Annotated in this window: 26 protein-coding genes; 8 read left to right on the forward strand and 18 right to left on the reverse strand. The window is 62.3% G+C overall.

Going from position 1 to position 26,187, the window contains the following annotated elements; genetic code table 11:
- Positions 1–36: 36 nt before the first annotated feature.
- Entirely contained in the window at positions 37–753 is a 717-nt protein-coding gene (locus JQ641_RS01185) for an MgtC/SapB family protein (protein ID WP_211994011.1), read from the reverse strand.
- 174 nt (positions 754–927) lie between these two features.
- Between JQ641_RS01185 and JQ641_RS01190 the strand changes: the two genes are divergently transcribed.
- The gene (locus JQ641_RS01190; protein ID WP_211994014.1) at positions 928–1,878 is read left to right on the forward strand and encodes a hypothetical protein; all 951 of its coding nucleotides are present in this window, start codon (positions 928–930) and stop codon (positions 1,876–1,878) included.
- Positions 1,879–2,140: 262 nt separating this feature from the next.
- Here JQ641_RS01190 and JQ641_RS01195 read toward each other — a convergent pair whose 3' ends face one another.
- The 10 genes from JQ641_RS01195 to JQ641_RS01240 form a co-directional block, all read right to left on the reverse strand.
- Entirely contained in the window at positions 2,141–3,154 is a 1,014-nt protein-coding gene (locus tag JQ641_RS01195) for a WD40 repeat domain-containing protein (protein ID WP_211994016.1), read from the reverse strand.
- A complete protein-coding gene (locus tag JQ641_RS01200; RefSeq protein WP_211994018.1) occupies positions 3,154–4,212 on the reverse strand; it encodes a CobW family GTP-binding protein in 1,059 nt (352 codons plus the stop codon). The genes JQ641_RS01195 and JQ641_RS01200 overlap by 1 nt, the downstream gene beginning before the upstream one ends.
- Positions 4,213–4,265: 53 nt before the next feature.
- Complete coding sequence (locus tag JQ641_RS01205; RefSeq protein WP_211994020.1) at positions 4,266–5,138, reverse strand: metal ABC transporter substrate-binding protein; 873 nt, start codon at positions 5,136–5,138, stop codon at positions 4,266–4,268.
- Positions 5,139–5,140: 2 nt separating this feature from the next.
- Positions 5,141–6,010 (reverse strand): metal ABC transporter permease, encoded by an 870-nt coding sequence (locus JQ641_RS01210; protein WP_211994028.1) that lies wholly within the window; start codon positions 6,008–6,010, stop codon positions 5,141–5,143.
- A gap of 5 nt (positions 6,011–6,015) precedes the next feature.
- The gene (locus JQ641_RS01215) at positions 6,016–6,783 is read right to left on the reverse strand and encodes a metal ABC transporter ATP-binding protein (RefSeq protein ID WP_211994031.1); all 768 of its coding nucleotides are present in this window, start codon (positions 6,781–6,783) and stop codon (positions 6,016–6,018) included.
- 2 nt (positions 6,784–6,785) lie between these two features.
- Complete coding sequence (locus JQ641_RS01220) at positions 6,786–6,989, reverse strand: hypothetical protein (protein ID WP_211994032.1); 204 nt, start codon at positions 6,987–6,989, stop codon at positions 6,786–6,788.
- 51 nt (positions 6,990–7,040) lie between these two features.
- A complete protein-coding gene (locus JQ641_RS01225; RefSeq protein WP_211994268.1) occupies positions 7,041–7,538 on the reverse strand; it encodes a hypothetical protein in 498 nt (165 codons plus the stop codon).
- Between the two features lie 19 nt (positions 7,539–7,557).
- On the reverse strand, positions 7,558–8,160 hold the full coding sequence (locus JQ641_RS01230; RefSeq protein ID WP_211994033.1) for a permease: 603 nt from the start codon (positions 8,158–8,160) through the stop codon (positions 7,558–7,560).
- A 125-nt stretch (positions 8,161–8,285) separates the two neighbouring features.
- Entirely contained in the window at positions 8,286–8,660 is a 375-nt protein-coding gene (crcB, locus tag JQ641_RS01235; RefSeq protein WP_211994034.1) for a fluoride efflux transporter CrcB, read from the reverse strand.
- A gap of 267 nt (positions 8,661–8,927) precedes the next feature.
- Positions 8,928–9,527 carry a superoxide dismutase gene (locus JQ641_RS01240; RefSeq protein ID WP_192738198.1) on the reverse strand — a complete coding sequence of 200 codons (600 nt, stop codon included), beginning with the start codon at positions 9,525–9,527 and terminating at the stop codon, positions 8,928–8,930.
- A gap of 162 nt (positions 9,528–9,689) precedes the next feature.
- Between JQ641_RS01240 and JQ641_RS01245 the strand changes: the two genes are divergently transcribed.
- Positions 9,690–10,241 (forward strand): GNAT family N-acetyltransferase, encoded by a 552-nt coding sequence (locus JQ641_RS01245; protein WP_211994035.1) that lies wholly within the window; start codon positions 9,690–9,692, stop codon positions 10,239–10,241.
- A 93-nt stretch (positions 10,242–10,334) separates the two neighbouring features.
- Complete coding sequence (locus JQ641_RS01250) at positions 10,335–11,717, forward strand: MATE family efflux transporter (protein WP_211994036.1); 1,383 nt, start codon at positions 10,335–10,337, stop codon at positions 11,715–11,717.
- Between the two features lie 122 nt (positions 11,718–11,839).
- Here the strand turns inward: JQ641_RS01250 and JQ641_RS01255 are convergent, their stop codons facing one another.
- The 4 genes from JQ641_RS01255 to JQ641_RS01270 form a co-directional block, all read right to left on the reverse strand.
- Positions 11,840–12,994 (reverse strand): DUF3095 domain-containing protein, encoded by a 1,155-nt coding sequence (locus JQ641_RS01255; protein WP_211994037.1) that lies wholly within the window; start codon positions 12,992–12,994, stop codon positions 11,840–11,842.
- Between the two features lie 73 nt (positions 12,995–13,067).
- The gene (htpG, locus tag JQ641_RS01260) at positions 13,068–14,936 is read right to left on the reverse strand and encodes a molecular chaperone HtpG (protein WP_211994269.1); all 1,869 of its coding nucleotides are present in this window, start codon (positions 14,934–14,936) and stop codon (positions 13,068–13,070) included.
- Positions 14,937–15,037: 101 nt separating this feature from the next.
- Entirely contained in the window at positions 15,038–15,844 is an 807-nt protein-coding gene (locus JQ641_RS01265; protein ID WP_211994038.1) for an MBL fold metallo-hydrolase, read from the reverse strand.
- Between the two features lie 70 nt (positions 15,845–15,914).
- Positions 15,915–16,094 carry a hypothetical protein gene (locus JQ641_RS01270; protein WP_211994039.1) on the reverse strand — a complete coding sequence of 60 codons (180 nt, stop codon included), beginning with the start codon at positions 16,092–16,094 and terminating at the stop codon, positions 15,915–15,917.
- 39 nt (positions 16,095–16,133) lie between these two features.
- Here JQ641_RS01270 and JQ641_RS01275 point away from each other — a divergent pair, with 39 nt between their 5' ends.
- Positions 16,134–16,469 (forward strand): VanZ family protein, encoded by a 336-nt coding sequence (locus tag JQ641_RS01275; protein WP_211994040.1) that lies wholly within the window; start codon positions 16,134–16,136, stop codon positions 16,467–16,469.
- A gap of 130 nt (positions 16,470–16,599) precedes the next feature.
- On the opposite strand, the gene JQ641_RS01280 is transcribed toward JQ641_RS01275, so the two are convergent.
- The 3 genes from JQ641_RS01280 to JQ641_RS01290 all read right to left on the reverse strand — a co-directional run bounded on the left by JQ641_RS01280 (position 16,600) and on the right by JQ641_RS01290 (position 20,753).
- On the reverse strand, positions 16,600–17,625 hold the full coding sequence (locus JQ641_RS01280) for an NAD-dependent epimerase (protein ID WP_502754920.1): 1,026 nt from the start codon (positions 17,623–17,625) through the stop codon (positions 16,600–16,602).
- A 108-nt stretch (positions 17,626–17,733) separates the two neighbouring features.
- The gene (locus tag JQ641_RS01285) at positions 17,734–19,095 is read right to left on the reverse strand and encodes an HlyD family type I secretion periplasmic adaptor subunit (RefSeq protein ID WP_211994042.1); all 1,362 of its coding nucleotides are present in this window, start codon (positions 19,093–19,095) and stop codon (positions 17,734–17,736) included.
- A gap of 11 nt (positions 19,096–19,106) precedes the next feature.
- Positions 19,107–20,753 (reverse strand): type I secretion system permease/ATPase, encoded by a 1,647-nt coding sequence (locus JQ641_RS01290; RefSeq protein WP_211994043.1) that lies wholly within the window; start codon positions 20,751–20,753, stop codon positions 19,107–19,109.
- Between the two features lie 488 nt (positions 20,754–21,241).
- Here JQ641_RS01290 and JQ641_RS01295 point away from each other — a divergent pair, with 488 nt between their 5' ends.
- The 4 genes from JQ641_RS01295 (at position 21,242) to JQ641_RS01310 (ending at position 26,186) form a co-directional block, all read left to right on the forward strand.
- Positions 21,242–22,330 (forward strand): glycosyltransferase family 4 protein, encoded by a 1,089-nt coding sequence (locus JQ641_RS01295; RefSeq protein WP_211994044.1) that lies wholly within the window; start codon positions 21,242–21,244, stop codon positions 22,328–22,330.
- A gap of 143 nt (positions 22,331–22,473) precedes the next feature.
- Positions 22,474–23,622, forward strand: a complete 1,149-nt coding sequence (locus tag JQ641_RS01300) for a glycosyltransferase family 4 protein (RefSeq protein WP_211994045.1) — start codon at positions 22,474–22,476, stop codon at positions 23,620–23,622.
- A 527-nt stretch (positions 23,623–24,149) separates the two neighbouring features.
- Positions 24,150–24,428 (forward strand): hypothetical protein, encoded by a 279-nt coding sequence (locus JQ641_RS01305; RefSeq protein ID WP_211994046.1) that lies wholly within the window; start codon positions 24,150–24,152, stop codon positions 24,426–24,428.
- A gap of 567 nt (positions 24,429–24,995) precedes the next feature.
- On the forward strand, positions 24,996–26,186 hold the full coding sequence (locus JQ641_RS01310) for a polysaccharide biosynthesis/export family protein (protein WP_249150131.1): 1,191 nt from the start codon (positions 24,996–24,998) through the stop codon (positions 26,184–26,186).
- Position 26,187 lies beyond the last annotated feature (1 nt).

A 26,187-nucleotide genomic window follows, 5' to 3' on the forward strand; every position in this document is an offset into this window, starting at 1 on the left:
GCGACCCGCAGCGTGCGGAACCGGGCAAGAATCAAACTAGTCCTTGGTCGAGACTTCCCAGGTGGCGTGGCGAACGCCGGGCTGGCGCTGCAGATCGACCGCGACCGCATTCAATTCGTTGGGATCGATCGCGGTGGAGACCAGCGTGGCGACGATCTCCAGCAAGTCATCGCCATGCTCGACCACATTGAGTTCAGCGACCGGATATTTTGCATGCTCCAGCCGCTCGACCAGATGGTCGCGCATGTCAGGCAACGCCTCCGCACTGACCGCGAGCTTGAAGTAGTAAGTCGCCTCGGACGCACGTTCGTCGATCGGAATGCGGTTGATCGCGTTCACCAGCGGACGCAGCAAGGTGTTGCCGGCGACCACGAACAGGGTCAGCGCCGCCGCCTGGGCCACCATGTCGGCGCCGGCGCAAGCTCCGACCCCGGCCGATCCCCAGAGCGTCGCCGCAGTGTTGAGGCCGCGGACGTTCATGCCCTCTTTCATGATGACGCCGGCGCCGAGGAAGCCGATCCCCGAAACGACATAGGCGATCACATGTACCGCGCCTTCGGCGTACTTCAGATGCATCGCCAGATCGACGAAAGCAGCCGCGCCGACGGCGACCAGCACATTGGTGCGCAGGCCCGCGGTCCGCTGCCGGTATTGCCGCTCGGCACCGATCAGGGTGCCCAAAACGAACGCCGCGGTCAGGCTGACCAGGGTGTCGAGGAAATCGGCGATCTGGAAGGTCGTGAGAAAGCGCATGGCGGTTTTCTAGGGGAGAGAGGTGACGAATCTATCACAAGCTGAACGATCTGGCCTGTCCCGGCGACTAACGGTCGCCGGGTCCGGTGCGAGCGACGAGCCGCTTCGCTGCGGGCAGCGGCGCTCGGTGCGGTCCCAGATAGAATAGATTCGCCTGATTTTGCGAGAATTGTCATGAAAAGATTGCTTTACGTCGCGGTCGCACTGCTTGGCCTACAATGCTCGCCCGCGGCGGCCGACCAGAACTGCATGACCGGCTATTACCGCGCCAAGCTGCCCGCCTGCGTCGACAGCGTATTGTCGCAAATGCGCGCCGGCCCAAACGCCGATCCCAGCGCGGTGATTGGATTCCTGGCACAGATCTTCAGCACGTCGCCCGCGGAAAAGCAGCGCATCCTGCAACTTGAAGCCTCTTCCTACGTCAAATCGGTGAAGCTCGTGGCGCTCTACGGCGCCGGCCTCACGGAAGACGCGCAGAAATTTGCCGAGGAAAACCAGATCACAGCCACGCTGCAGAAAATCGAAAAGAACCAACCGGCTAAACTTGCCGTGGTGCGGCCGTCGTCGAATGCCGCCGACAACGACCTCTTGATTGGCGCCTATATGGCATCCGGTGACACCAGTTTCATTGAAAGAATCCTCGCCAACTTCTCCAGCGCAGATGACGACATGGCCGGCATTGCCATCCGCATGGGATTCATGAAGAGCAAGTTCGGGCCGAACATGACCGCGGAAGGCCGGGACAACGTGATGGCCAAAATGGCCTGCGACAAATACGCGTGCAAAACCGAGCCCGCCAAATTCTTCCGCGTGCTGACATTGGCGAGCGCATTCTGGGCGTTGCAGTCACTGGCATCAGCCGACGACGGCATCAAGAAGACGTTCACCGGCTTTTTTGCGAACGATCCTCGCCTGAAGAACCTGTTCGCGGCCGAGCAAGCGGCGTTCGGAAATTATGTGACGGCACTCACCATGCTCGCCGTCTTCAAACCCGACCCGAAGGATCGCGACAAGACCGCCGAAAACATGAGCAAGGCCGCTTCGGCCTTCGAAAACCTCGAACCGGCCGGCAAGACGTTTGACCACATCGAGGCTTACGTCAAAGGTGGGAAGAAAGTGAAGTAGGCTGATGGGTTTGAATTGAACGGTGCTGGCGTTCAGGTCACCTCGCCCCGCTTGCGGGGAGAGGCATAGGCCGCCGTTGGCGGCCGTCCTAGAAAGGACGCCGAAGCGAAACTTCGGCTATGTTGCGAAGCAATCCGGGTGAGGGGGTACCGGTCTATCAATTGACACCGGCGTGAGTGGATAGAGCCCCTCACCCCAACCCACTAAGAGCGAGCTTCGCTCGTCTCGACCCCGCGAAGTGCGGGGCGAGGGAGAAAAAGAGCTACAATTCCACCATGCCGGCGTCGCCGTCTTCGGTGCCGAAGGCGAGCAGCGATCCCTTGGGGCTCCAGGCCAACGCGGAAACCGCGGCGTTGCCCCTCCGGCGCACCAGAATTTCCGCGCCGTCCTCGATCCGCACCATCAGCACGCAACCGTCGCTGTAGCCCGCAGCCAAAATGTCGTGTTTCGGATGACAGGCGACCGCGGAGACGCGGGCCTGCAGCGGCGCCAGCATCGCCGGCTCCTTGCCCATCGGCCCGTCCTTGCTGGCGAACGGCCAGATGATCACGGTATCTGCGCCCGAGGTTGCGAGCCCCTTGCCACCGGCGCTCCACGACATCGAGCGGACGCGGCCGGGATAGCCGCTCATGCGCATATGCCGGTTGTCGGCGAGCCGCCAGCCATGCAGCGCGGCCTCGTGCATCCCGGTCACCAGAAACTTGTTGTCCGGGCTGAAGGTGACGGACAGATGCGAGCCGGCCCATTCCAGAAATTCAGGCTTCGCCGCCATGTTGGGAAACCACAGCGTCACGCCGTTGTAATGCGCGACCGCCAGCCGCAGGCCCTTTGGCGCGAACGCCAGGCCGCCGACGGTGGAGGGCATGTCGAATGATTTTTCCTCGCCCTTGCTGCGAACATACGAGACCTTGCCGGCCGACCACGCCACCGCGCCATCGGGATGCAGCGCGACATTGTCGATCCAGCGCCGCTTGGCGTCGGTCGCGAGTACCTCGACCTCGCCCTTGGCGTTGAGCGCGACGAGCTTGCCGTCGTCGCCGCCGGTAACGATGCGCGCGCCGTCGGACGCCGCGCACAGCACCGCGCCGCCGTGAATATCGACAAGTAAAATCTCGCCGTCGGCGCCGACGATGGCAGCCTTCTCCTCGGCGCCGACGAAGACCGCGGTCTCGCCGAGAAAATGCACCGACGATACCGGCATGCCGACCGCAAGCGGCCGCACCTTGTCGGTGATCGAAGCAATGGAGGCGCCTTCGCCCGGATCAAACTGTTTCATCACGTGGTGATACAGCTCTCAAAACCGTCGCGGATCATCTGCTCCGGCAATTCGCGACCAATGAAGACAAGCCGGCTCTCGCGCCGTTCGTCATCCTTCCATTTACGCTGATGGTCGCCCTCGAGCATCATGTGCACGCCCTGGAACACGTAGCGGTCGTCATCGTCGCTGAAGGCGAGGATGCCCTTCGAGCGCAGGATCTTCTGTCCTTCGGAGGCGACGAGGTTCTGCAGCCACGGCATGAACTTGGTGGCATCGAGCGGCTTGTCGGTGCGCAGCGACAACGACTGCATCTCCTCGTCATGATAATGCTTCAGCCCGCCATGGCTGTGGCTGTGATCATGATGATGGTCATGGCCGTGGTGATGATCGTGATCATGGTGATGATCATGGCCATCGCCGGCATCGAGGAATTCCGGCTCGATTTCGAGAATGCGGTCGAGATCGAACGCGCCGCGCTCCAGCACATCAGCCAGCGCCACCTTGCAACGCTCGGTGCGGTGCAGCTTGGCGTAAGGGTTGATGCCGCGGATTCGCGCCTCGACTTCGGCGAGTTCGGCTTTGGAAACCAGGTCGGTCTTGTTGAGCACGATGACGTCGGCAAAGGCGATCTGGTTCTTGGCTTCCGGGGCGTCTTTCAAGCGGTCGCTCAGCCATTTGGCGTCGGCGACGGTGACGACCGCGTCGAGCCGGGCGTTCTTCTGCACGTCCTCGTCGACAAAGAAGGTCTGCGCCACCGGCGCCGGGTCGGCCAAGCCGGTGGTCTCGACGATGATGGCGTCGAATTTGCCCTTGCGCTTCATCAGGCCATCGAGGATGCGCACGAGGTCGCCGCGCACGGTGCAGCAGACGCAGCCATTGTTCATCTCGAACACTTCTTCATCGGCGCCGATGATGAGGTCGTTGTCGATGCCGATCTCGCCGAATTCGTTGACGATGACGGCGTATTTCTTGCCGTGGTTTTCCGACAGGATGCGGTTGAGCAGCGTGGTCTTGCCGGCGCCGAGATAGCCCGTCAGCACGGTCACAGGAATTTTGGAGGACGAGGATTCAGGCATAACAACTCCGGCGGAATTTCGGGCGCGCCGGCAGCAGCAGGGAGGCCCCTGCCCTATTCGCCAAGCGCGCTGGTCAGGGCCTTTATATTGTGCCTGACCATATCAATGTAAGTGGGGGCATCGCCCTTTTCGGCCGTCAAACTGTCCGAATAGAGGGTCCCGCCGATCCTGGCACCGGTCTCGGCCGATATCCGGCGGATCAGGCGCGGATCGCTCACATTTTCCAGAAAAACCGCCGGGATTTTGGCTGACCGGATCTGGGTGATAATACCGGCGATATCGCGGGCGCTGGGCTCGGATTCCGTGGATACGCCGACGGGCGCGATGAATTCGACGCCGTAAGCGGCGGCGAAATAGCCGAAAGCGCCATGGGTCGAAATCACCTTGCGGCGGGCTTGCGGGATTTTTGCGACGGCTTCGCGCGCCTCGCGGTCGAGACCGTCGAGTTTCGCCAGATAGGCCTCCGCATTGGCGCGAAAACCCTGGGCCGAGGCAGGATCGGCGGCCACCAGCGCGTCGCGGATATTGCCGACATAAATTTTGGCATTGGCGACGGACTGCCAGGCGTGCGGGTCGGCGTCCGAGCCGAACTTGAGCGGCGCGATGCCGGCGGTTGCCGTCACGACGGTAACCTTGCTCCCTGCGGATTTCAGCAGCCGTGGCAGCCAGCCCTCGAAGCCAAGGCCATTGACGAAAATCAGCTTGGCATCGGCGATCTTTTTCGCATCCGCCGGCGTCGGGGAGTAGACATGCGCATCGCCGTCAGCACCGACCAGTGTCGTGACGCTGACGCGGTCGCCGCCGACATTGCGGACGAAATCGCCGAGGATGGAGAAGCTGGCGACAACCTTGAGGCGCTCCTGCGCGCTGGCCGGAACGACCGTGGCGATCAGCACCAGACACATGAACCCGAACAAACGCTGCATCGTTACGCCTCGAGATGCCGGCCGGGGAACAGCTGTCTCACCAGGCCGCTGACATTGCCGAACAGCACGGACACCACATAAATCCCCGCCGCGACCAGAATGACCGCGGGGCCTGACGGAATTTTGGTCTGGAACGACAGCACCAGCCCGGCATAGCCCGACACCATGGCGCTCGCGACCGCGATGCAGATCATGCCGGTGATGTCGCGCGACCAGAACCGCGCGATGCCCGCGGGCAGGATCATCAGCCCGACGCCGAGCAAGGTGCCGAGCGCGTGAAAGCCGTTGACGAGGTTGATCACGACCAGCGCCAGGAACGCCAGATGCGCCGGCGCGCCGGCGCGGCTCACCGTGCGCAGGAACACCGGGTCGACGCATTCGATCACCAGCGGGCGATAGATCACCGCCAGCACGAGCAAAGTTATGGTGGCGTTGAAGGCGATCACCAGCAGGGTCTGGTCGTCCATCGCCAGGATGTTGCCGAACAGCACGTGCAGCAGGTCGATATTGGTGCCCTTGATGGACACGATGGTGACGCCGAGCGCCAGCGACACCAGATAGAACGTCGCCAGCGAGGCGTCTTCCTTCAGTTCGGTGGTGCGCGCGACCACGCCGGCGAGGATCGCGACCGTAAAGCCTGCGATCAGGCCGCCGGTCGTCATCGCGAACAGGTTGAGCCCGGAGACCAGGAAGCCGATCGCGGCCCCGGGCAGGATCGCATGCGCCATGGCGTCGCCGACCAGACTCATCCGCCGCAGCATCAGGAACACGCCGATCGGCGCTGCGCCAAGCGACAGCGCGATCACGGCCGCGAGCGCGCGGCGCATGAACTCGAATTCGGTGAAAGGCGCGATCAGCGCATCGTGGAGCATTGGAGCTAGGCCGCCCGCGACGGCGCATCGGCGGCGCAGGCCGCGGCCCGGTCGTCGAAGGCTTCGCACATCTTCATCGCCACCATCAGGTTATCCGGCGTCAACACCTGCGCGGTCGCGCCCCATGCTACCGGCCCACGGGCCAGCAGCAGGGTTTCGGGGAAATGGTTGCGCACCATGTCGAGATCATGCAGCGCCGCCAGCACGGTGCGGCCTTCGCCATGCCAGCGCTTGACCAGCGCAACCAGGTCCGCGGAGGTCTTGGCGTCGATGGCGTTGAACGGTTCGTCCAGCACGATCAGGCGCGCGTCCTGCAGCAGCACGCGCGCGAACAGCATGCGCTGCATCTGGCCGCCGGACAGCGTGCCGATCGGGCGGTTCTCAAAACCGTTGAGACCGACGGCGGCAAGCGCCGACCGAATCTTGTCGCGCGCGGCCTTGCCCATGCCGCCGAAGAAGCCGGTGGAGCGCCACAGTCCGGTGCCGACGAAATCGAACACCGAAATCGGAAAGCTGCGGTCGATGTCGGCGGTCTGCGGCAGGTAGGCGATATCCTTGCTGTCGAGCCCGCCCAGCGCGATCGAGCCCGACAGGGGTTTAAGGATGCCGGCGAGGCCGCGAAACAGCGTCGACTTGCCGGCGCCGTTCGGTCCGATCACCGCGACCAGCGCGCCCCCGGCGACCTCGAGGTTGAGGTGGTGCACCGCCGGATGCCGATCATAGCCGAGCGTGACGTTGCTGAATTTGACCTGAGCTTTTGCCTGCGCCGCCATGCTCACCTCATCGCCACCAGCACGACCACCCACAGACAGGCGCTGACCGCCAGCGCCGCGCCAAGCCGCGCCGCCATCGTCATCCGCAAGATCGACCACGGCGCCGGCTGCGCCGGATGCGGCGTCGACGGGTCGTGGTGATGGGGATGACCATGGCTATGGGCGTGGTGGTGGTGGTCGTCGGAATGGGAATGGGAGTGAGCCATGCCAAGGATGTTATATTATAACATTACCTGAGTCCACCGAAGCCCCCTGCCTCACGGCTTCCCGATCGCCATCGCCAAGGCCGCCGCCAGGAACGGAAACGGCACCGAGACCGCGGCCCGGAACCAGACGAAACGCGCCGGCATGAACGGGATCTCCCACAGGATCAGCCGCTGGAAGGCGAACAGCGCCCAGGCGACGACATAGGCGATCACTTGCGGCGAGCCGCCGCCGACCTTCAGCGCCACCGCGCCGATGGAAAAGCCGACCACCGGGCCTCCCGGCGTCAGTCCGCCTGCGATCACGGCCGTGAGCACGCCGAGCCAGCCGGAATCCGGGCCCAGCCAGCCGGTGATGATTTCGGGGGGAATGACGGCGGCGATGTAGCCGGAGCCGATCACGCCCAGCGCGATCCGCGGCACGATGTTGATGAAATCCATCGCGCCCTCGCGCGCCGCCGAAACCACCACGACACGGCCGCGCCGGAACGCGATGATGCCAAGCACGAGTACGGAGCCCCACAGGCTGATGTCGATGATGAGCGCGCTCATCGTCATGACGGCTTACCCTTCATGACGGCTCACCCTTGGGATACATCCGCACATAGACGAAGCGCCCGAGCGCGCCGGCCAGGACCGGGATCGGCAGCGAGATCACGATCCGCCACAGCGTGAAATCGGTGCCGAGAATCGGCAATTCCCAGGCGACCGCGCGGCCGTAACCGATCAGCGTCCAGCTCACCACCATCGCGATGGTGGCGCCGAAATCCGCGCCGACCGTGAGCAGCGCCGCCGCCACCGGATAGGCCGTGAACGGCCCGCCCGGCAGGATGGCGCCGAATGCCGTTCCAATCAGCAATCCCTTCAGGCCAGAGTTCGGCCCGAGCGATCGCGACACTTTCTCGTGCGGCAGGATTTCCGTAATGAATGCGCCGAGCAGGCAGCCGGCCAATACGCGCGGCAGGATCTCGCCGAACAGCCAGAGATCATGGGTGAGAATCTTGAGCACGCCGTCGATACCGTCGCGGCGATAGACCAGCGTGGCGCTGACCGCGACCAGCACGGCGATGAAGATCATCGACCAGCCGACCGGCTTGCGCTTGCGTCGCGGGACCGCTTCGGCCTCCGGGCTGTCGTCGGCCGGCGCCGGCTGTTTCAAAGGAGGTTCTGACAATGCAATGAATCAGACAGGTGAAAAGTCCAACCCTGCTTAGTCCCGGCCGGGGCCTCACGCAAACGGAACAACTGAAACATCCATGCGCCGCTCAGGCATGGCCATGCAAGGCTGTCACGGGCTTTTCAGGTCAGGTGGCGCACCAGCGCGAGACCGGCAAACAGGCCGGCAATCGACAGCACCACCGAGCCGACAATGTAAGCCGCCGCCAGGCCAAGCTCACCCCGCTCATAGAGCACGGCGGTATCGAGCGAGAACGCGGAAAACGTGGTGTAGCCGCCGAGTATGCCCGTCATCAGGAACAGCCGCCACGGCTGCGAGGTCTCGCCCTTGAGGGCGAGATAGCCCGCGATCAGCCCCATCACGGTCGACCCCGAGATGTTGATGATGAAGGTGCCCCAGGGAAATCCGGTGCCGATGCAACGGGCGCAGGTGAGATTGATGAAATGGCGCAGCGATGCGCCAAGGCCGCCACCGACGAAGACCAGCAAATAGCTCATCGCAGCATTTTCCACATCGCGAAATCACCCGGCAACAGCGCTTTTGCCGCAAGCCCGCGACGCCTGCAAGGATGCATGGGAGGCAAAAGACAAGGGCGGCAGTTTTGCACTGCCGCCCCTTGCGATGGGTTCGCTGTCATTCCGGGGCAGCCCGCAGGGCTGAGCCCGGAATCCATTTCACGTCAGAATATGCGGTCCTATGGATTCTCTGATGTGCAATTGCACATCATAGTTCGCGCTATCGCGCGCCCCGGAATGACAAAGCAATCAGGAAGCCTTGCCGAACAGCTGGTCGACATATTCCCAGTTCACGAGATTATCGACGAACGCCTTCAAATAGTCCGGGCGGCGGTTGCGATAGTCGATGTAGTAGGAGTGCTCCCAGACGTCGCAGCCCAGAATCGGGGTTGCGCCATGAACCAGCGGGCTCTCGCCGTTCGCGGTCTTGGAGATTTCGAGCTTGCCGTTCTTGACCGACAACCAGCACCAGCCGGAGCCGAACTGGCCGACGCCGGCGGCGGCGAAGTCGGTCTTGAACTTGTCGAGCCCGCCGAGATCCTCGGTGATCTTCTTTTCCAAACGGCCGGGCAGCTTGCTGCCGCCGCCATTCGGCTTCATCCAGTTCCAGAAATGCAGATGGTTGTAGTGCTGGCCGGCATTGTTGAACACCGCCGGGTTCTTGCCGAACGAGGCCTTGACGATCTCCTCGAGGGACTTGCCTTCGAATTCGGTCCCCTTGATCGCGTTGTTTCCGTTGGTCACGTAAGCCTGGTGATGCTTGTCGTGGTGGAATTCCAGCGTTTCCTTGGACATATAGGGGGCAAGGGCGTCATGGGCATAGGGAAGGTCAGGAAGCGTGAAGGTCATGGGGTGATGTCCGAAAATGATGGGAGACGTGGTGTAACGGGAACCCTTATAGAAGGTTCCATCGCGCTTAAACACCGCAATTTGACAAAGCGGGCGGCTTCTTCGGTAACGATGCTCCGCGTCCAGCGTATGACGGGACATGCGGCTATTGCGGGGTAAAAGATGAGTATCGAGATCGATGTCCTGAACGGGGACGCTTCATGGCCGCGGGTCGAACCGCTGATGAATGCGGTCTGGCCGACGCATGTGGTCGAGAAACTGTCCTGGGGCCACGTCAAATGGGCCCACGCCGATTTGCGCGTGCTGATCGAGGCGCCGGAGGATTCTAACGGCGAATCGCCAAAACCCGGGCTTGCCTGCCACGTCGGTATCTTTTTCCGCACCGCCACCTGGAACGGGCGCAAGGTCGATATCGGCGGTATCGGCGGGGTTGCGACCCGCGAGGACTTTCGGGGGCGAGGGCTTGCCGGCCTCGCGCTCGGCGCCGCGGTCCAGACCATGCGCGACCACGAAGCGATCAAGTTTGCTCTTCTGTTCTGCGAGCCGCATAATTTCGCCTTCTACGAGGCCCGCGGGTGGCACAAATTCACCGGCGAGGTCTATGCCGAGCAGCCGGAAGGACGCATTCGTTTCGAGGCGATGGCCCCGTTCGTGTTCGACTTCACCCGCGCTCCGCGCGACGGCGTCATCGACCTATGCGGGCTGCCATGGTGACCCCTGCGCGGCGACGGGGTGGCTTGCGCATGCGCCTGCCGATAATATGTTGGCCATAATATATTGCCCTTCTGGCCGACAAACCGGTGACGCATGACGATCGACGCCCAGCTTGATTTGCGCCCCGCGGCCGCACCAACCGCGCCGGTCAACAGCCTGTTGATCTCTCCGATCCTGCCGACGCTGCTGAAGCTCGCGCTTCCCAATGCGATCGCGATGGTCGGCACCGCGCTGGTGGCGGTCGCCGAAACCTCCTATATCGGCCGGCTCGGCACCGAGCCGCTGGCCGGGATCGCGCTGGTGTTTCCGTTCGTGATGCTGACGCAGATGATGTCGGCGGGTGCGATGGGCGGCGGCGTGTCGTCCGCCATCAGCCGCGCGCTCGGCGCCGGCAACCGCGAGCGCGCCGCTACGCTGGCGCTGCATGCGGCCATGATCGGCACCTGCGCCGGATTGTTCTTCACCGTAGTCATGCTGACGCTGGGCCGGCAATTCTACTCGCTGCTTGGCGGTCGCGGCGGCGTGCTCGAGCAGGCCATGCAATATTCGCACGTGCTGTTCTCGGGCGCGGTCTCGATCTGGCTCGTCAACACGCTGGCCTCGGTGGTGCGCGGCACCGGCGATATGCGCCTCCCATCAATCGTGCTGATCTTTGTTGCGATCCTCCAGGTTTCGGTCGGCGGCGGCCTCGGTCTTGGATTATTCGGCCTGCCGAAACTCGGCATGCCCGGGGTCGCCGCAGGCCAGCTCATCGCTTTCACGCTGGGCGCGATTTTCCTGGCGTGGTATCTCGCCAGCGGCCGCAGCCGGCTGAAGCTGAATTTCGCCGCCTTCAGGTTCGAGCGCGACATGTTCGTCGACATCCTCAAAGTCGGCGCGATCTCCTGCCTGGCGCCGCTGCAAACCGTCCTGACCATCCTGATCTTCACCAAAATCGTGGCCGGCCTCGGCACGGAGACGCTGGCCGGTTACGGCATGGGTTCTCGGCTGGAATTCCTGCTGGTCCCGATTGCATTTGCGTTCGGCATCGCCTCGGTGCCGATGGTCGGCATGGCTGTCGGCGCTGGCCTCGTGGCGCGGGCGCGCCGGGTGGCCTGGACCGCGGCCGCCGCGGCAGGCCTGACCGTCGGACTGATCGGCCTGGTCGTCGCGATCAAGCCGACGCTCTGGATCTCGCTGTTCACCAACGATCCCGGCGTGACGGCTGCCGCCTCTTCCTACTTTGCCTGGGCCGGCCCGGCCTTCGGCTTCTTCGGCACCGGCCTCGCCCTCTACTTCGCCTCGCAGGGCGCAGCAAAGGTCGGCGGCCCGGTCATGGCCGGCACCATCCGGCTGCTGCTGGTCGGCCTCGGCGGCTGGTGGCTGGCGTCATCCGGCGCACCGGCCTGGACCCTGTTCGCGCTCGTCGGCGCCGCGATGGTGGCGTACGGCCTCTCGACCGTGCTGTTCATTCGCTTCACGCGCTGGGGCAAGTGAGCATCCAGTATCCTCATCCTGAGGAGCGGCGGCTTCGCCGCGTCTCGAAGGATGGCGGCATCGGGGCTCTCATGGTTCGAGACGGCGCAAGTGCGCCTCCTCACCATGAGGAATGAAATACTTCAAGCCGCCATCGCCTTCAAGGCGGTCGCCGCCGAAGCATAGCCGCCGCGTGCGCCATCGATGAAGTGAACGTGGTCGCTGCGCATCACTGACGGCGTGAAGCAGGTCATCATCGCCGCGTCCTGGCGGTGCAAGCCATAGCGCACGACACCGTTTGAGGCCGCCTTGGCCAGCCGTTGCGCCAGCGCCTGCTCGAGCTCCGGCGTGCAATCGAGGATCATGCGCAATCCATCGTCGTATTTGCGGAAGTCGGAATTCTCTACCACTTGCTGCATGTAGGTCTTCGGCACGAAATTGCCGACCTTGATGCCGAAGCGCAACACAACATAGGCCCACAGCGCGATGGCCAACGCGGAACTGCGCCGACGCAACAGCGACCCGCCGCGCGCCGCACGCGCCTCGTATTCGACGCCCGCCGGAGGAAAGCGGATATCGGGTCCGCCTGAAGGCACCGGCCGCCCGGCATCAGGGCTGCGTTCGACAAGATCGATGATGTCTTCGATCGCTTTGCGGAATGCGCGCGGATCGGCGCCCTTTGCCGGCACCACCAGCACCGAAAGAATGAGACCGCGCGCGGAGGGAATTTCCTCGAACCGGCATGACAGGCCGGACAAATCCGGCTGCTCGCCCGCCGGCGCTGCGGGGACCGCGAACTCGCCGCGCTTCATCGCCGCGTCCGCCCAGCCGAGACCGCCGCCGGAAAACATCGCAAGGGACAAATTGGGCGACGGCCCGAAACGCGCGACTCTGATGTCGAGGCCCTGCGCGCGGATTGCTTTCACCGGCACCAGCGCCACCCGCATCGAAAGATCAAGGCCTTCGCTGACCCAGGTCGCTGTCGCCGCCAGCGCCTCGCGCGCGCGGCCGAGATCGGCGGGCGCCACCGCAAAGCTGGCGCCATCGCCGCCGAACACGAACGGAAACTCGCGTCCATCCAGCGCATTGGTCACGGCGGCGATCACAGCGGCGCCGGCCATGTTGACCGCCTTGTAGCGCTGGTTGGCGATCGCCTTGGTCGATTCCACGATGTCGGCGACACCGACGGTCCAATCATCCGGCAACGGCGAATACAGCGCCGGATCCATCAGACGGTCGAAGCCGCGAAAGACCGGAATGCCGCCGTAAAATATGTCGGTGCCGTCGGGCGTGGTCATTGCGATGCAAGTTACCCCGTTTTCCGAAGCTGTCTAACAGATACGGCCTAACCCATATTCGGGTTTGCCCCTGCTACAGTTTGACGCCCCGCAGTACCAATTGATTGAGTCTGCTCGCAAATGCCGCCGGGTCTTCCGGCAACTCGCCATCGAGGATCTGCGCCTGCTCCAGCAGCAGGAACGACAGATCCGCGGCTGCGTCCTTGGCCCCGGCAATCGCCGCCACCAAAGGATGGCGCAGATTGATCTCGAGGATCGGCTTGGTCACTGACCCCTGGTTCTGCATTGCCAGCAGCCGTTCGAGCTGGCGGTCGCGGCCGTCGCCGCCGGCCACCAGGCAGGATGCGCTCGACGTCAGCCGCTGCGACGCCCGCACGTCGGAGACACGTTCCCCGAGCGTGTCCTTGATGACGGCGATGGTCGCGGCCTCATCCGTGGTGCTCTCTTCCTTCTTGTCGTCCACCTTGTCGTCCAGCAGCGGGATCAGACCGAAATCGATATCGCCCTGGCTCAGCGATTTCAGCGGCTTGCCGCCGAAATCGAGCGGCGCCGAAGTCCAGAACGCATCGACCGGATCGGTCAGCAGCAACACCTCGATGCCGCGGGCTGTGGCGGATTCGAGTTTCGGGTTCGACTTCAGCCGCTCGATGCTGTCGCCGGTGAGGTAATAGATCTCGGTCTGGTTCGGTTTCAGGTTTTCGACGTACTGCTTGAGCGAACGCTGCTCGCCCGACGTCGTGGTGAAGCGCGACAGGCCCAGCAGCTTTTCCCGCCGCTCGAAATCTTCCCAGATGCCTTCCTTGATCACGGGCCCGAACGAATCCCAGATTTTCGCGAACGCCTCCGGCTCCTTTTCGCCGAGGCTTTCCAGTTCCGTGATCACGCGGGTAGTGACGGCTTTACGGATTTGCATTAGCTGCGGGTTGTTCTGCAGCATCTCTCGCGAGATATTGAGCGGCAGGTCCTCGCTGTCGATCACGCCGCGGATGAAGCGCAAATAGGCCGGCAATAAATCAGCATCGTCGGCAATGAAGACGCGGCGGACATAGAGCTTCACCTTGCCCTTGCGCGCCTGGTCGAACAGGTCGAACGGTTTCGTCGACGGCGCGAACAGCAGCACCGCATAGGACTGGCGGCCCTCGGCGCGGTAATGCAAGGTCATCGCGGGCTCGTCGAACGCGCCGGCGATCGATTGATAGGCGCCCTTGTAATCGTCAGGCGTCAACTCCGATTTCGGCCGCTGCCACAGCGCGCTGGCCGAATTGATCTGGCGCGGCTCGCCCTCCTCCGGCACCAGCTCAATCGGAAACTGGATGTTGTCGGAATAGGCGCGGACGATGCGCTCGATCTCGTAGGTCTCGAGGTATTTCTCCGCGTTGTCTTTCAGATGCAGCACGATCTCGGTGCCGCGCGTGATGCGCGCGGCGTCCTCCTCGCTCGCGGGCGCGATCTCAAATCCGCTGCCGCCCGACGACGACCAGGTCCAGACCTGATCCGAACCGGCGCGGCGGCTGGTGACGACGATGCGCTCGGCGACCATGAAGGCGGCATAGAAGCCGACGCCGAACTGGCCGATCAGGTTGGCGCCATCCTTGGCCTCGGTCAGGCGCGACAGAAACGACTTGGTGCCGGAGCGCGCGATGGTGCCGAGATTGTCGATCAGTTCCTGCCGGTCCATGCCGATACCGCTGTCGACCACGGCAAGGGTGTTCGCCGCCTTGTTCGGCACGATCCGGATCGCGGGAGGCGCGCCATCGGTGATCAGCTCGGGTGCGGCGATCGCCTCATAGCGCAGCTTGTCGCAGGCGTCGGACGCATTCGAAATCAGTTCGCGCAGGAAAATATCGGTTTCCGAATAAACCGAGTGCACCATCAGATGCAGAAGTTCGGCGACCTCGGCCTGGAACGGCTGGGATTCGGGGGCAGTCGTGGTGGTCATCAGGGGCTCACGAGGTCAAGCGTGGGTGGGAAAGCCCTGATATAGCGATACTATCTGGAGTGGCAAGGTTCGACGGCCTGGCTGGTTCCCGCCCTCGGCCGGCCCTAATCCGCAATCGCGGCCAGATAGCGCCGGACCGAAGCATCGAATGCGGCCTTTGCGTCCGCCTCGATGTTCTTATCCCACCACGCACCGTAAATGCGGTCGAACGCCAACGGCGCAACCGCGCGCGCGATACGTTGAACCGATTTCGCGTTCAGGGGGATGTAGTTCGGGAAGCTGTACATGAAGCTCAGCGAGCGGCGGTCCATCGCCACCATGGCAACATCGCCGGTGAGCAGCGCGCCTCGCCCCTCCGCACCCGCACGCCAATGCAGGATCGTGCCGCCGGCGAAATGACCGCCGGTGCGGATGAGAACAATGTCATCGGAAATCTGGCAGCTGTCGCCGGTCCACGGCACGATCGCGGCATGCGGCCGCGTGACCCATTGCCGATCGTCGCCATGCAGATAGATCGGCACGCCGCCAAAGGCCTCGCTCCAGTCGGCGACCGCGCCATAATAATGCGGGTGCGAAATCGCAATCGCCTTCAGGCCGCCGAGCGACCGGACATGGTCCACCGCCTCCGATGTGGCCAGGGGCACGCAATCCCACATCACGCAACCGTCGGGCCCGGGAATGAGCAGCGCGCGCTGCCCGATCGCGAAGCCCGGATCGAGAGCGATCCCTGCTATGCCGAGGTCATCGCGCCAGACGAGCTTGTGGCGCTCGGCCAATGCTTCGCGCGAAAGCCATTGCTGGCCCTTCCAGTTCACGTACTGCCGTTCGTCCTCGCAAATCGGGCACGCTGCCGGCGGCGTGATACTGTCCGGAAACTGGGCACCGCATTGCTCGCAAGTCCACAAGGGCATCGCCGTCACTCCCATCCGGTAGAAGCGCGACTCTGGCAAATGCGCGGTTTCGGATCAACAGGAGGGAATTTTAACCTTCAAGTTCAATTGACTTGCTTCGGCGCTGTTGGAGGGTAAGTTCCGGTACATGATCTGGTTTTGCCTTGGGTTCACTTTTTTTATTGCTGCTGTGATTATTGCAGGACGCGCGCACAGCCGGCGTCTGGACAGGCTGGACGATCTCCACGCCCAGGGTTTTCTCAACAATCATTGACGAGGTCCGGTTATCGCGACCATTCAAAAATTATGCATGATTATCGGCTGGCTGGCGCTGGCATTCATCGCCTTCGCAACGCTGTCGCCGATCGACGCCCGCCCCGTGCTTGCCGAAGGTCTGATTGAGCACTTCGTCGCCTTCGCCTTGCTGGGCCTTGCGCTTGCCCTCGCTTACCCCAGCCGCGTGGTTTTTGTCGTCGCGATCGTTGTCGGAGGCGCAGTGGCGTTGGAGATCTTGCAACTGCTGACGCCGGATCGCCACGGCCGTCTGCTTGATGCGGCCGTGAAAGTGGCGGGCGGCATCTGCGGGATTGGCGCCGGACGATTGGTAGTCATGCTGCTGAGGCGCAAGACCGGCCGCGCCAAATAGCGCATTTCGATTCCATTCTTACGGCTATTTCAAATAGCCCTTGCAGTCGCAAGGCGTGAGAGCTCCGGGCAGCTCGCCGGTGAGTCCGGCCGCAACCATTCTTTTTTCACGCCCGGATGGGCCGTGCCGGTCAGCCCGCCACGCCATGGTAACCGCGATACCATTCGACAAATCGCCGCAGGCCTTCAGCCAACGGCGTCGAAGGCGAGAAGCCGACATCGCGTTGCAACGCCGATATGTCGGCACAGGTCTCGAGCACGTCCCCCGCCTGCATCGGAAGGAGATCCCGAACCGCCGGCTTTCCGATGATCTGTTCGAGCGTCGAGACAAAATCGAGCAAATTCACCGGCCGGTTGTTGCCAATGTTGTAGACGCGATACGGAGCCGCACTTGTAGCAGATTCGGGCCGCTCCGCATCCCAGGCCGGATTCGGCGCAGCCGGACGATCCAGGGTGCGGATCACTCCCTCCGCGATATCGTCGACATAGGTGAAGTCGCGCCGCATGTTGCCGCGGTTGAAAATCCTGATCGGCTTGCCTTCGAAAATCGCGCGCGTGAAGAGATAGGCCGCCATATCGGGCCTTCCCCACGGGCCATACACGGTAAAGAACCGCAGGCCGGTGACCGGAAGCCGGTGTACATGGGCATAGGTGTGCGCCATCAGTTCGTTGGCTTTTTTACTCGCGGCGTAGAGGCTGACCGGATGATCGACCGAGTGCTCCGTCGAGTACGGAAGCGTGCGGTTGGCGCCGTAAACGGAACTCGACGACGCAAAGACCAGATGCTTCACGTTGTGGCGGCGGCTGCTCTCCAGCACGGTAACGAACCCGTCGCAATTGGCCCGGATGCAGGCGACCGGATCGTCGATCGATGCGCGAACGCCCGGCTGCGCGGCAAGGTGCACGACGCGATCGGGTCTGACCGCATCGAAAACAAGTTTCGTCGCGCTGGAATCCGCGAGGTCCGTTTCATGAAATGCGAAGCCGGTGTGCTGATTCAGGTAATTGAGCCGGGCACGCTTCAACGCCGGATCGTAATAGGGCGTGAGCGCGTCGATACCGACAACCTGCTCACCACGCGCGAGCAGCCGTTCGCACACCTGCATGCCGATAAATCCGGCGGCCCCAGTGACAATCACAGGTCCTAAAGTCGACACGGTCATCCTCATTCGGTCTGCGCATTAACCAGCGTAAGGCAACTCGCCGCGCTTCAAGCGCAATCTGCCAAATTCGCGTGCAGCGTATTTAAATCGCCGTTTGCGGGTTCAATCCCTGAAAGACGTATGCAAGGCATCCGTCAGCGGCGACACGATATATTCCAGCGCCGTGCGCTCGCCGGTCGCGACCACGACGTCGGCCTGCATGCCCGCGATCAGCTTGTCGCGGTAGCGTGCATCGAGCTTGGCATCGGAGAGATCGATGAGGCCGAGAAAATAGGGCTGCTTGGTCACGTCGTCCACCAGCCTGTCATGCGAAATAGACGCCAGCTTTCCGGTCATCATTTGAATGCCGCGCGCGCGCAGCCCCGGGAAACGAATTTCGGCGGTCTGCCCCACGCTGAGATGTTCGATCGAATTGACAGGAAGCTGGGCGTGGACAACGAGCTTTTGGTTGCTGGGAACGATTTCCATCAGCGACTCGCCGGGACGAACGACCTGCCCGACCGTGAACACCTTCAGATTCTGTACGGTACCTCCCCGCGGCGCGCGAATATCGAGGCGGGTGAACAAATCCCGCGCCACGATCAGCTTTTCCTTCGCGGTATTTATCTTCTGGCGCGTTTCCAGCAGCTGGGCCGAGACTTCCTCCTGGAATTTCTGCTCCAGCTGCATCACCTGCAGCCGAGCTTCGCTGATTCCGTTGGTCGCTTTCGCCGTGTCCGCGATGGCGCGGCCGATGATGCCTTCAAGGCGCGTGCGCTCCCTTTCCATGGCAAGCACGCGCGTGATCGGGATCAGTCCCCGCTCTTTCAGCGAACGCAGGCCGGTCAACTCCTCGTCGAGGAAACCGATCTGCTTTTCGGTCGATGACTTCTCGACGGCGATGCCTTCCATTTCCGACCGCAGCTGCTGAATCTTGGATTCGATCAGCGTGATCTGGGTCGCGCGCGAGCGCTTGCGCTCTTCAAACTGCAGCGTCTGGTCCTGGACGATCCTGGCCAGGACCGGGGACGCGGCTTGCCGCTCCAGCAGTTCCGGCGGAAAGGTGATGCGATCGCGGCGATCGATTTCGGCAACCAGCGACGCTTCGAGCGCGAGTGCGCCGTCGAGTTGGCTACGCACCGTCTCGAGCCCCGAGCTCGCCTGCAGCGGCGACAGATTGACCAGCAATTGCCCCTCAACGACGGACTGGCCTTCTCTGACCGAAATCTCGCTCACCATACCGCCTTCGAGGTGCTGCACCACCTTGCGGCTGTCCTCGAGCATGACGACGCCCTGCGCAACGACGCCGCGGTCGAGCGGTGCGACAGCCGCCCATCCCCCCATGACACCGAAGGTGAAAATGATCAGCGTATATCCGGCGATCGCCGTCTTGCTTTGCGCATGTGCGAATGGCAGCGAACTGGGGACGCGCCGGGGAATACCGGCCTTGAAAAACGCAGGAATTGAAAAGGGAAGCTTGAACATGATGACCGTCCTCAGCCTGCCGCAGCCCGAACGGGCGCTGGAGGAGCGATCAAATGCTTGAGCACGTCGTGGCGGGGACCAAACACCTGCGCCATGCCGCCCTCCAGCACGAGGATCTTGTCGGCGACGGTCAGTACGCTGATCTTGTGGGTAATCAGGACGATTGTGGTGCCGAACGAGCGAAATCGCCTGACAGCCTGGACCAGCGCTTCCTCGCCGCCCTGGTCCAGACTTGCATTGGGTTCATCGAGCACGACCAGGGCCGGACGATCGAAGAACGCCCGCGCGAGCCCGATGCGCTGGCGCTGGCCGCCCGACAGCGTGGCGCCTCCCTCGCCGACCGCCGTGTTGTAGCCGTCCGGCAAGAGCTGGATCATCTCGTGACATCCGCAAAGCCGGGCGGTCTCGATCACCGTTTCGCTGTCGACCTCCTGAAAGCGCGCGATGTTCTGCGCGACGGTTCCGGAGAACAGCTCGATATCCTGCGGCAGATAACCGATGTAGCGACCGCGTTCGCGCGGATTCCAGTGCGAAAAATCGAAGCCATCGAGACGCACATTGCCTGACGACGGTCGCCACACGCCCGTAATCACCCGAGCCAGGCTGGATTTTCCGGCGGCGCTCGGGCCGACAATGCCCACGACTTCGCCCGGTCGTGCTTCGAACGAGATATTCCGCAAGGTGCTGCGAGACTGTTCCGGAGGCCCTGCGGTGACCGCCTCGAGCGTCAGATGGCCGACCGGTCGCGGCAGGCTCACCCGCTTCGGCTCCTCGCCGGCGACGGCGAACAGTTTGACAAGCCTGCCCCAGCTGTTGCGCGCGTTGGTCAGTCCCTTCCAGTTTCCGACGACGCCTTCGACTGGAGCAAGCGCCCGCCCGACAAAGATCGAGGCGGCGATGATCATGCCCGCGGAAATCTGATTGTGGATCGCAAGATAGGCGCCAAGGCCAAGTACCATCGTTTGCAGGAACATGCGAACGAACTTGGACGCGGCCGCCATCAACCCCGACCGGGTGCCCGCGACAGCCTGAAGATTGAGCACGTGGTTATGTTGCGCAATCCAGGTCTCGCGCAGGACATCGAGCATGCCCATGGCGTGAATGACTTCGGCGTTGCGCAGGGCAGATACGGCCTTCTGGTTGGCCGCGATCGACGTCTTGGAGGCCTGGCTCATCGGGCCCGTGGTGGCGAGCTCACTGGCAAGCGTAAACAGGAAGATAACGGCCGAACCGACCAGCGCGATAGCCCCGAACCAGGGGTGAAGAAAGAAGCAGGTCACGATGAAGATCGGCATCCACAGCAAGTCGCACAGCGCAATCAGCGCGGGACCGGCGATGAACTCGCGAACCGAATCGAGGTCCCGCAGCGTTTGTCCCTGGGCAAGACGGGGGAAATGCAGGCCGGCGGAATGCGTTGCATCGAAGACCGAGCCGGCCAGCTTGCTGTCGACCGCGAGACTGGCCTGAACCATCAGGCGCGAGCGCAGCATCTCAAGCAGCGCATTGATGATCAGGAGATAACCGACCAGCAGCGTGATGCCGAGCAGCGTGGTCTCGTTGCGGCTGCCGATCACCCGGTCATAGATCTGCAGCATATAAAGCGGGCTGGTGAATGCGAGCAGATTAATGAAGAAGCTGAAAACCACCGTCGTCGTCACTGCCGGAACGCACGACCTCACGCCGTTGACGAGAACGGCGCTTGCCTTAATTGGACCAGACCCAGCCATTGCGAAAATCCCGCTCCACCATTCCGCGCTGATCCAACAAGGAAACATGCCCGCACAAATCCCATGCGCGCAGAATGTGTGCTTTTTGTTGCGCGCTGGGTTCCATCTCCGCTCAATTAAATCCAGCCGACAGCGCGCGCCTGATCACATCAAACCAAATTCGTTCCTAAATAATTAGCACGCTGCAAGATTCATGAAGCCGACATGCTCGTTTGGTTTGCTTTTGATTGAGCCTCTCTTGCCAGCACGGCATGTGGTGATTTAACGGAGGCCGCATGCGTGCGGAACGGTTCCCACGGATGGTTCGCCATGCCAGACTTCGCCATGCCTGACTCGGCAGAACTCGAACTCACTCCCTCGTGCCCACTAACAAGGCAGCAGCCGACGCTGGGTTGCGTGAAAGCTGAAGAAGATCGTCTTTGAAAATTTTCATCAACGGTAGATTCCTGTCGCAATCGCTCACGGGCGTTCAGCGCTATGCCGCCGAAATGGTTAAGGCGATGGATCGCCTGCTGGCGTCCGGGCAAGCCGCGCAGCCGCTGCTCGCGGCGGAATGGCAGCTCCTCACCCCGCCCAACGCGAAGGCCGAGCTCGACCTCGCCGTCATCAGGACCAGACAGGTGGGCCGGCGGACCGGGCATGCCTGGGATCAGATCGACCTTGCGCGGGCGTCGGCGGACGGCCGGCTGATCAGCCTCGCCAATTCCGGGCCGGTTCTGCACCGTAACCACCTCGTCGTCCTTCATGACGCCCAGGTGTTTCGCCGGCCGGACTTCTTCAGCCGGAGCTACCTGCTGCTGCACCGGACGCTGGGCCATCTGCTGGCCCGAACCGCGACAATTGCAACGGTTTCCGAGTTCTCGCGGCGAGAACTCGCCGCCGCCCTGCGGCTGGCACTGCCGGCCGTGCCGGTGTTTTCCAACAGCGCGGAGCATTTTGCGGCAACGGTGCCGGATCTTGGGGTGATCGACCGGTTGGGCCTCGTTCCCAACAGGTACTTTCTCTTCGTCGGATCGATGACGAAAAACAAGAACGTTTCGCTGGCCATCCAGGCGTCGGAGCGGCTCGGCCGCGCGGATATTCCGCTCGTCGTGGTCGGCGGCGACAACAGCAAGGTGTTTTCGGACGGTCCCACCGCCGCAAAGGCCGGGGTCGTAATGGCGGGCCGGCTCAGCGACGAAGAGATCGCGGCGCTGTTTTCGCGTGCAAATGCATTTATTTTCCCCAGCCTTTATGAGGGCTTCGGGGTCCCTCCGCTGGAGGCAATGTTCTTCGCCTGTCCGGTGATAGCGAGCACGGCAGAGGCGGTACGCGAAACCTGCGGCGACGCCGCGGCTTACTTCGACCCTCTCAACGTGGACGAGCTGCATCAACGCGTGCTCGAAAGAATTGCAGCAGGAGGCATCTCCGGCCCCGAGCGGCAGAAACAGGAAGCGCGCCTTTTAGCCTATTCGTGGGCCAAATCCGCTGCCGCCATGTTGCGTTTTCTCGAAAAACCACCAGTTTAAAATTTAAATGAACGTATTAAACCTGAACAAAGGCAGGAACCCACCACATCGCGGCCCAATTATTGCTGCGTATGGGGATCAGCCTTGTCGTATCGGCGTGAAGAAAATAAAGGATTAAGGTGCCCAGCAGTCAGGTTAAAACCATGAGAATCTTGCATGTCGCCGAAACGATCCGGGGCGGCATTGCGACTTATCTCAACGAGCTGCACCCCCACCAGCGGGCCAGCCTCGGCGCCGGCAACGTGCACTACGTGATACCATCCGGTCATCGGGCCGATTTGGTTGGGATCGAAGACGCGGAAATCACGGAATTCGGCCGTGCGGACCGGGGTGTTTCAGGCCTGTTCCGGATGCTGGTCGCGACCCTGCGCGCTGTTCACCGCCAGCAACCGGATGTCGTTCACCTGCACTCCTCGTTCGCCGGACTGGTTCTCCGCCCGTTCCTGTTGCTGAGGCGCAAGCGGCCGCAGGTCGTCTACTGTCCGCACGGCTGGGCGTTCTCTCGCGAGACGGGCCGGCTGAGCCATCAGGTCACCAAGATCACGGAAGGTATCCTCGCCAGGATCACGGACCGGATCATCTGCATTTCGAGGGATGAATATAAAGAGGGGGTTCGGGCCGGAATTGACGCCGATCGCCTGGTTCTTGTGCACAACGGCATTTCGAAGAATCGCCCGCTGCTCAATACGGTCTCGGCGATATGGCCTTCGGAAAAGACCAAGGTTCTATTCATCGGCCGCCTCGACCGCCAGAAGGGGTACGATCTCCTGACCGAAGCCGCCCGCGCGCTCGAGGACCAGGTCGACGTCCGGATCGTCGGGGCTTCGGTGATCGGCAAAGACAGGGATGAGGGGCGCGCGCTTCCCTCCAACGTCACGCTGCTGGGCTGGCAGGACCGGCACCAGATCGAGGCCCAACTCGAAAAGGCCGATCTCGTCGTCATCCCTTCACGCTGGGAGGGCTTCGGCCTCGTCGCCGTCGAGGCAATGCGGGCGGCCAAACCGATCGTTGCCTTTCGTATCGGCGCCTTGCCTGAAATCGTCGAGGATGGCGTGACGGGCGTGCTGTGTGAGCCGGTTTCCGCCGCCCAGCTCGTTGAAGGGTTTCGGCGCGCGCTGAAGCTCGATCTGCCTGCGGTCGGCCAGCGAGGCTACGAGCGCTTCAGACAGCTTTATGACATCGAGAAGACGCATCGCGCGCTCAGCCAGGTCTATGTCGACCTCGGTCGAGGCGATCACATGCGATCCCGGCAACAAGCCGAACTGCAATCGGATCTGCCGAACAATTTCTGATCGCAGCCACTGCCTTGCGGTGCCGGCTTAATTCTTCAAAGATTTCAATTTTCAAAGGCATTAATTTTCAAAAGCCTGGACGCCTCGCCGAACGGCTGGCGGCCGGGCCTCGTCAAATCACCTGCCCAGCCACAGAAAGTCGACTCCGCGCGGCTTCTGGTCATTGTTGGCAGCGGATTCGTTCCCGCGCTCGCGCCTGTCGGAGAACGACCACCGTATCAGGACAGCGACGAGCAACGCGCAGGTCAAAAATCCCGCGGTGAACGCCAGCAATGCCACCGGTAGGGCATCCATTTCGCTTGCCTCCCTTTTCTCGTTTGAAGCGAGTATAGCTAGGGAGCCCGGATTAGTAAGTAGTTACGTCAATCCAACAGACTCGTGCTTAACGGCTGAAATCCCTAACAAATATTGGACAACCGGCTATCGCTGCGGCGCGCGAAATATTATTGCGCCGCGGCATCGATTTGCGGCGAGTTCCCCATGCCAACTCATGTATAAGTGACGGATGCCCCTGAGGAGGCTTCCATTTGGAAACGCTGCTGTACGTTTTGGCAGGCTGGTTCGTGTTTAATATCTTTTTCGCCGTGGCAATGTACTTCCGACCGATCCGGCCAGATCCTGCCTCAACCGATAACCCGGCCCAATCTCACGCTGCGGATCCATCCGATGCCGCGAGCGGGCGTCCAATACAGTTTGAATCGTCCGGTGGACGCGGCCATTCCATCGTCACCAGGGTTTTGTTCTTTGGCCACTGGCTGAGCGACCGCGTTCGCTCATCGATCGCGGCGAAGCAAGAACCCACCTAGCCGCTCAAGCCGCTCAATCCTGCGTGCACCCGCCGTAGCCGATCCGGGACGCCACCCCAGGGCGCGCCGTACCGCCCCCCCGGGCGGGCGCTCAGCAGCCGCGCCGAGCGGCGTTCGCGGCCTTGGGCACGGCGTCCCAGGGATCGTTCGGCTGATCGCACAGTTGATCCCTCGGCTGGTCGCTCGACCTTGCATGTTGACCTTGATCCACCCGGCGCGGCGCAACCGCCGCAGCGTATGCGCGCCGTCGCCCTGATATTAAATAGCGCCGAATAACAGGACATTTAATTTTCCGCCTGTCATGAAGGCGAGATAGTGACGATAAAATGGCGCATTTACTGAGCGGTACACGCCATGCTCAAACTTTAGCCAGGTTTTGCTCAGAACCCTCTCAGTGCAAGTTGCAAGAAGGACACATGGCCGAGGCTTTACCTCGGATGGCGGTTGCTCGGGAGTGACTTCGGATCCGGATGATTGCTACGGTTAAATGGGACGAAGAGTTTTAAATTGGACCAAGCGTATCACGAGGGTGCTGCAGTGATTGAAAGAAGAGCAAAAGCAAGAGGGTTGATTTGTTCTTCTGCTCTTTTCGCGGCACTGGCGTTCGGCCTTGGCGGCTGCGCGGGCTTTATTCCGACGGATGCGCCGGATGGATCAGCGACGCATTCGAACGCTGCGATCGTTACACAGCCGTCGGCACCGCTTCCCTACATACTGATGCCGATCAATCCGGTGGTGCTGCAGGCCACCAATTCCTTTACCGACGGGGCGGGATTGGTATTTTCCAAGTTGCCTGGCGGGAACTACCGCGATGTGACCATTGGTGTCGGCGATATCGTAACCGTCACCGTTTACGAGGCGCAGGCCGGCGGTCTGTTCATTCCGCGCGAAGCGGGCGTGAGGCCGGGAAATTTCGTCGACATTCCGCGCCAGCAGGTCGACCAGTCGGGCAATATCAACATTCCGTATGCCGGTTCGATCAAGGTATCCGGCCTGACCCCGCGCGCGGTGGGCAATATCATTCGCGAACGTCTCAAGGACCGCGCGATCGACCCGCAGGCCGTGGTCAGCGTTGCGGAGCAGCGTGGCAACCAGGTTAGCGTGCTTGGCGAGGTCAACACGCCGCTGCGCTTCCCGGTCGATCCCGGCGGTATCCGGCTGATGGGCGCCATCGCACGTGCAGGCGGCCCCAAATATCCCTCTTACGAATCCACCATCACGATCAAGCGAAACGGCCGTACCTACAACGAGTCGATGTCGAGCGTGGTCCGACATCCCGGCGAAGACGTACTGCTCGCTCCCGGCGACGTCGTCTTCCTGACGCGAATTCCGAGGGTGTTCATGGTGTTCGGCTCGACACCGTCGCCCGGCTCGATCGGCGGCACCAACAACCGCCGTTTCACCTTCGAGAACGACAGCATGACGTTGGCCGAAGCGCTGGCGAAAGCCGGCGGTCTGGACGGTATCCGCGCCGATGCCAAATCGATCTTCGTCTATCGCTTCGAACCAAAGCCGCTGCTGGAGAAGATCGGACTCGAAGTAGCTCAGTTCCCGACCCAGCTGGCGCCCGCCATCTACAAGTTCGACATGAGCAAGCCCGACGGCTGGTTCCACGCGGACTCATTCCGGATGCGCGATCACGACGTGATTTCGGTAGCGGAGTCGCCGTCGACCGAGTTCATCAAGCTGATGAATCCGCTGAACGCGGCAACCACGAACGCGGCAAATATCAGCGCCACCATTGCGAACTCGAGATAGA

The organism is Bradyrhizobium sp. JYMT SZCCT0180, assembly GCF_018130165.1.
Classification (GTDB): domain Bacteria; phylum Pseudomonadota; class Alphaproteobacteria; order Rhizobiales; family Xanthobacteraceae; genus Bradyrhizobium.

What these genes read in the sequence shown, in the direction of transcription:
- JQ641_RS01195 (WP_211994016.1), bottom strand. Translation starts at nt 3,154, where the DNA reads ATGAAACAGTTTGATCCGGGCGAAGGCGCCTCCATTGCTTCGATCACC.
- JQ641_RS01215 (WP_211994031.1), bottom strand. Translation starts at nt 6,783, where the DNA reads ATGGCGGCGCAGGCAAAAGCTCAGGTCAAATTCAGCAACGTCACGCTC.
- JQ641_RS01200 (WP_211994018.1), bottom strand. Translation starts at nt 4,212, where the DNA reads ATGCCTGAATCCTCGTCCTCCAAAATTCCTGTGACCGTGCTGACGGGC.
- JQ641_RS01265 (WP_211994038.1), bottom strand. Translation starts at nt 15,844, where the DNA reads ATGCCCTTGTGGACTTGCGAGCAATGCGGTGCCCAGTTTCCGGACAGT.
- JQ641_RS01220 (WP_211994032.1), bottom strand. Translation starts at nt 6,989, where the DNA reads ATGGCTCACTCCCATTCCCATTCCGACGACCACCACCACCACGCCCAT.
- JQ641_RS01245 (WP_211994035.1), top strand. Translation starts at nt 9,690, where the DNA reads ATGAGTATCGAGATCGATGTCCTGAACGGGGACGCTTCATGGCCGCGG.
- JQ641_RS01210 (WP_211994028.1), bottom strand. Translation starts at nt 6,010, where the DNA reads ATGCTCCACGATGCGCTGATCGCGCCTTTCACCGAATTCGAGTTCATG.
- JQ641_RS01185 (WP_211994011.1), bottom strand. Translation starts at nt 753, where the DNA reads ATGCGCTTTCTCACGACCTTCCAGATCGCCGATTTCCTCGACACCCTG.
- JQ641_RS01300 (WP_211994045.1), top strand. Translation starts at nt 22,474, where the DNA reads ATGAGAATCTTGCATGTCGCCGAAACGATCCGGGGCGGCATTGCGACT.
- JQ641_RS01250 (WP_211994036.1), top strand. Translation starts at nt 10,335, where the DNA reads ATGACGATCGACGCCCAGCTTGATTTGCGCCCCGCGGCCGCACCAACC.
- JQ641_RS01275 (WP_211994040.1), top strand. Translation starts at nt 16,134, where the DNA reads ATGATTATCGGCTGGCTGGCGCTGGCATTCATCGCCTTCGCAACGCTG.
- JQ641_RS01255 (WP_211994037.1), bottom strand. Translation starts at nt 12,994, where the DNA reads ATGACCACGCCCGACGGCACCGACATATTTTACGGCGGCATTCCGGTC.
- JQ641_RS01205 (WP_211994020.1), bottom strand. Translation starts at nt 5,138, where the DNA reads ATGCAGCGTTTGTTCGGGTTCATGTGTCTGGTGCTGATCGCCACGGTC.
- JQ641_RS01225 (WP_211994268.1), bottom strand. Translation starts at nt 7,538, where the DNA reads ATGAGCGCGCTCATCATCGACATCAGCCTGTGGGGCTCCGTACTCGTG.
- JQ641_RS01190 (WP_211994014.1), top strand. Translation starts at nt 928, where the DNA reads ATGAAAAGATTGCTTTACGTCGCGGTCGCACTGCTTGGCCTACAATGC.
- JQ641_RS01270 (WP_211994039.1), bottom strand. Translation starts at nt 16,094, where the DNA reads ATGATTGTTGAGAAAACCCTGGGCGTGGAGATCGTCCAGCCTGTCCAG.
- JQ641_RS01285 (WP_211994042.1), bottom strand. Translation starts at nt 19,095, where the DNA reads ATGTTCAAGCTTCCCTTTTCAATTCCTGCGTTTTTCAAGGCCGGTATT.
- JQ641_RS01240 (WP_192738198.1), bottom strand. Translation starts at nt 9,527, where the DNA reads ATGACCTTCACGCTTCCTGACCTTCCCTATGCCCATGACGCCCTTGCC.
- crcB (WP_211994034.1), bottom strand. Translation starts at nt 8,660, where the DNA reads ATGAGCTATTTGCTGGTCTTCGTCGGTGGCGGCCTTGGCGCATCGCTG.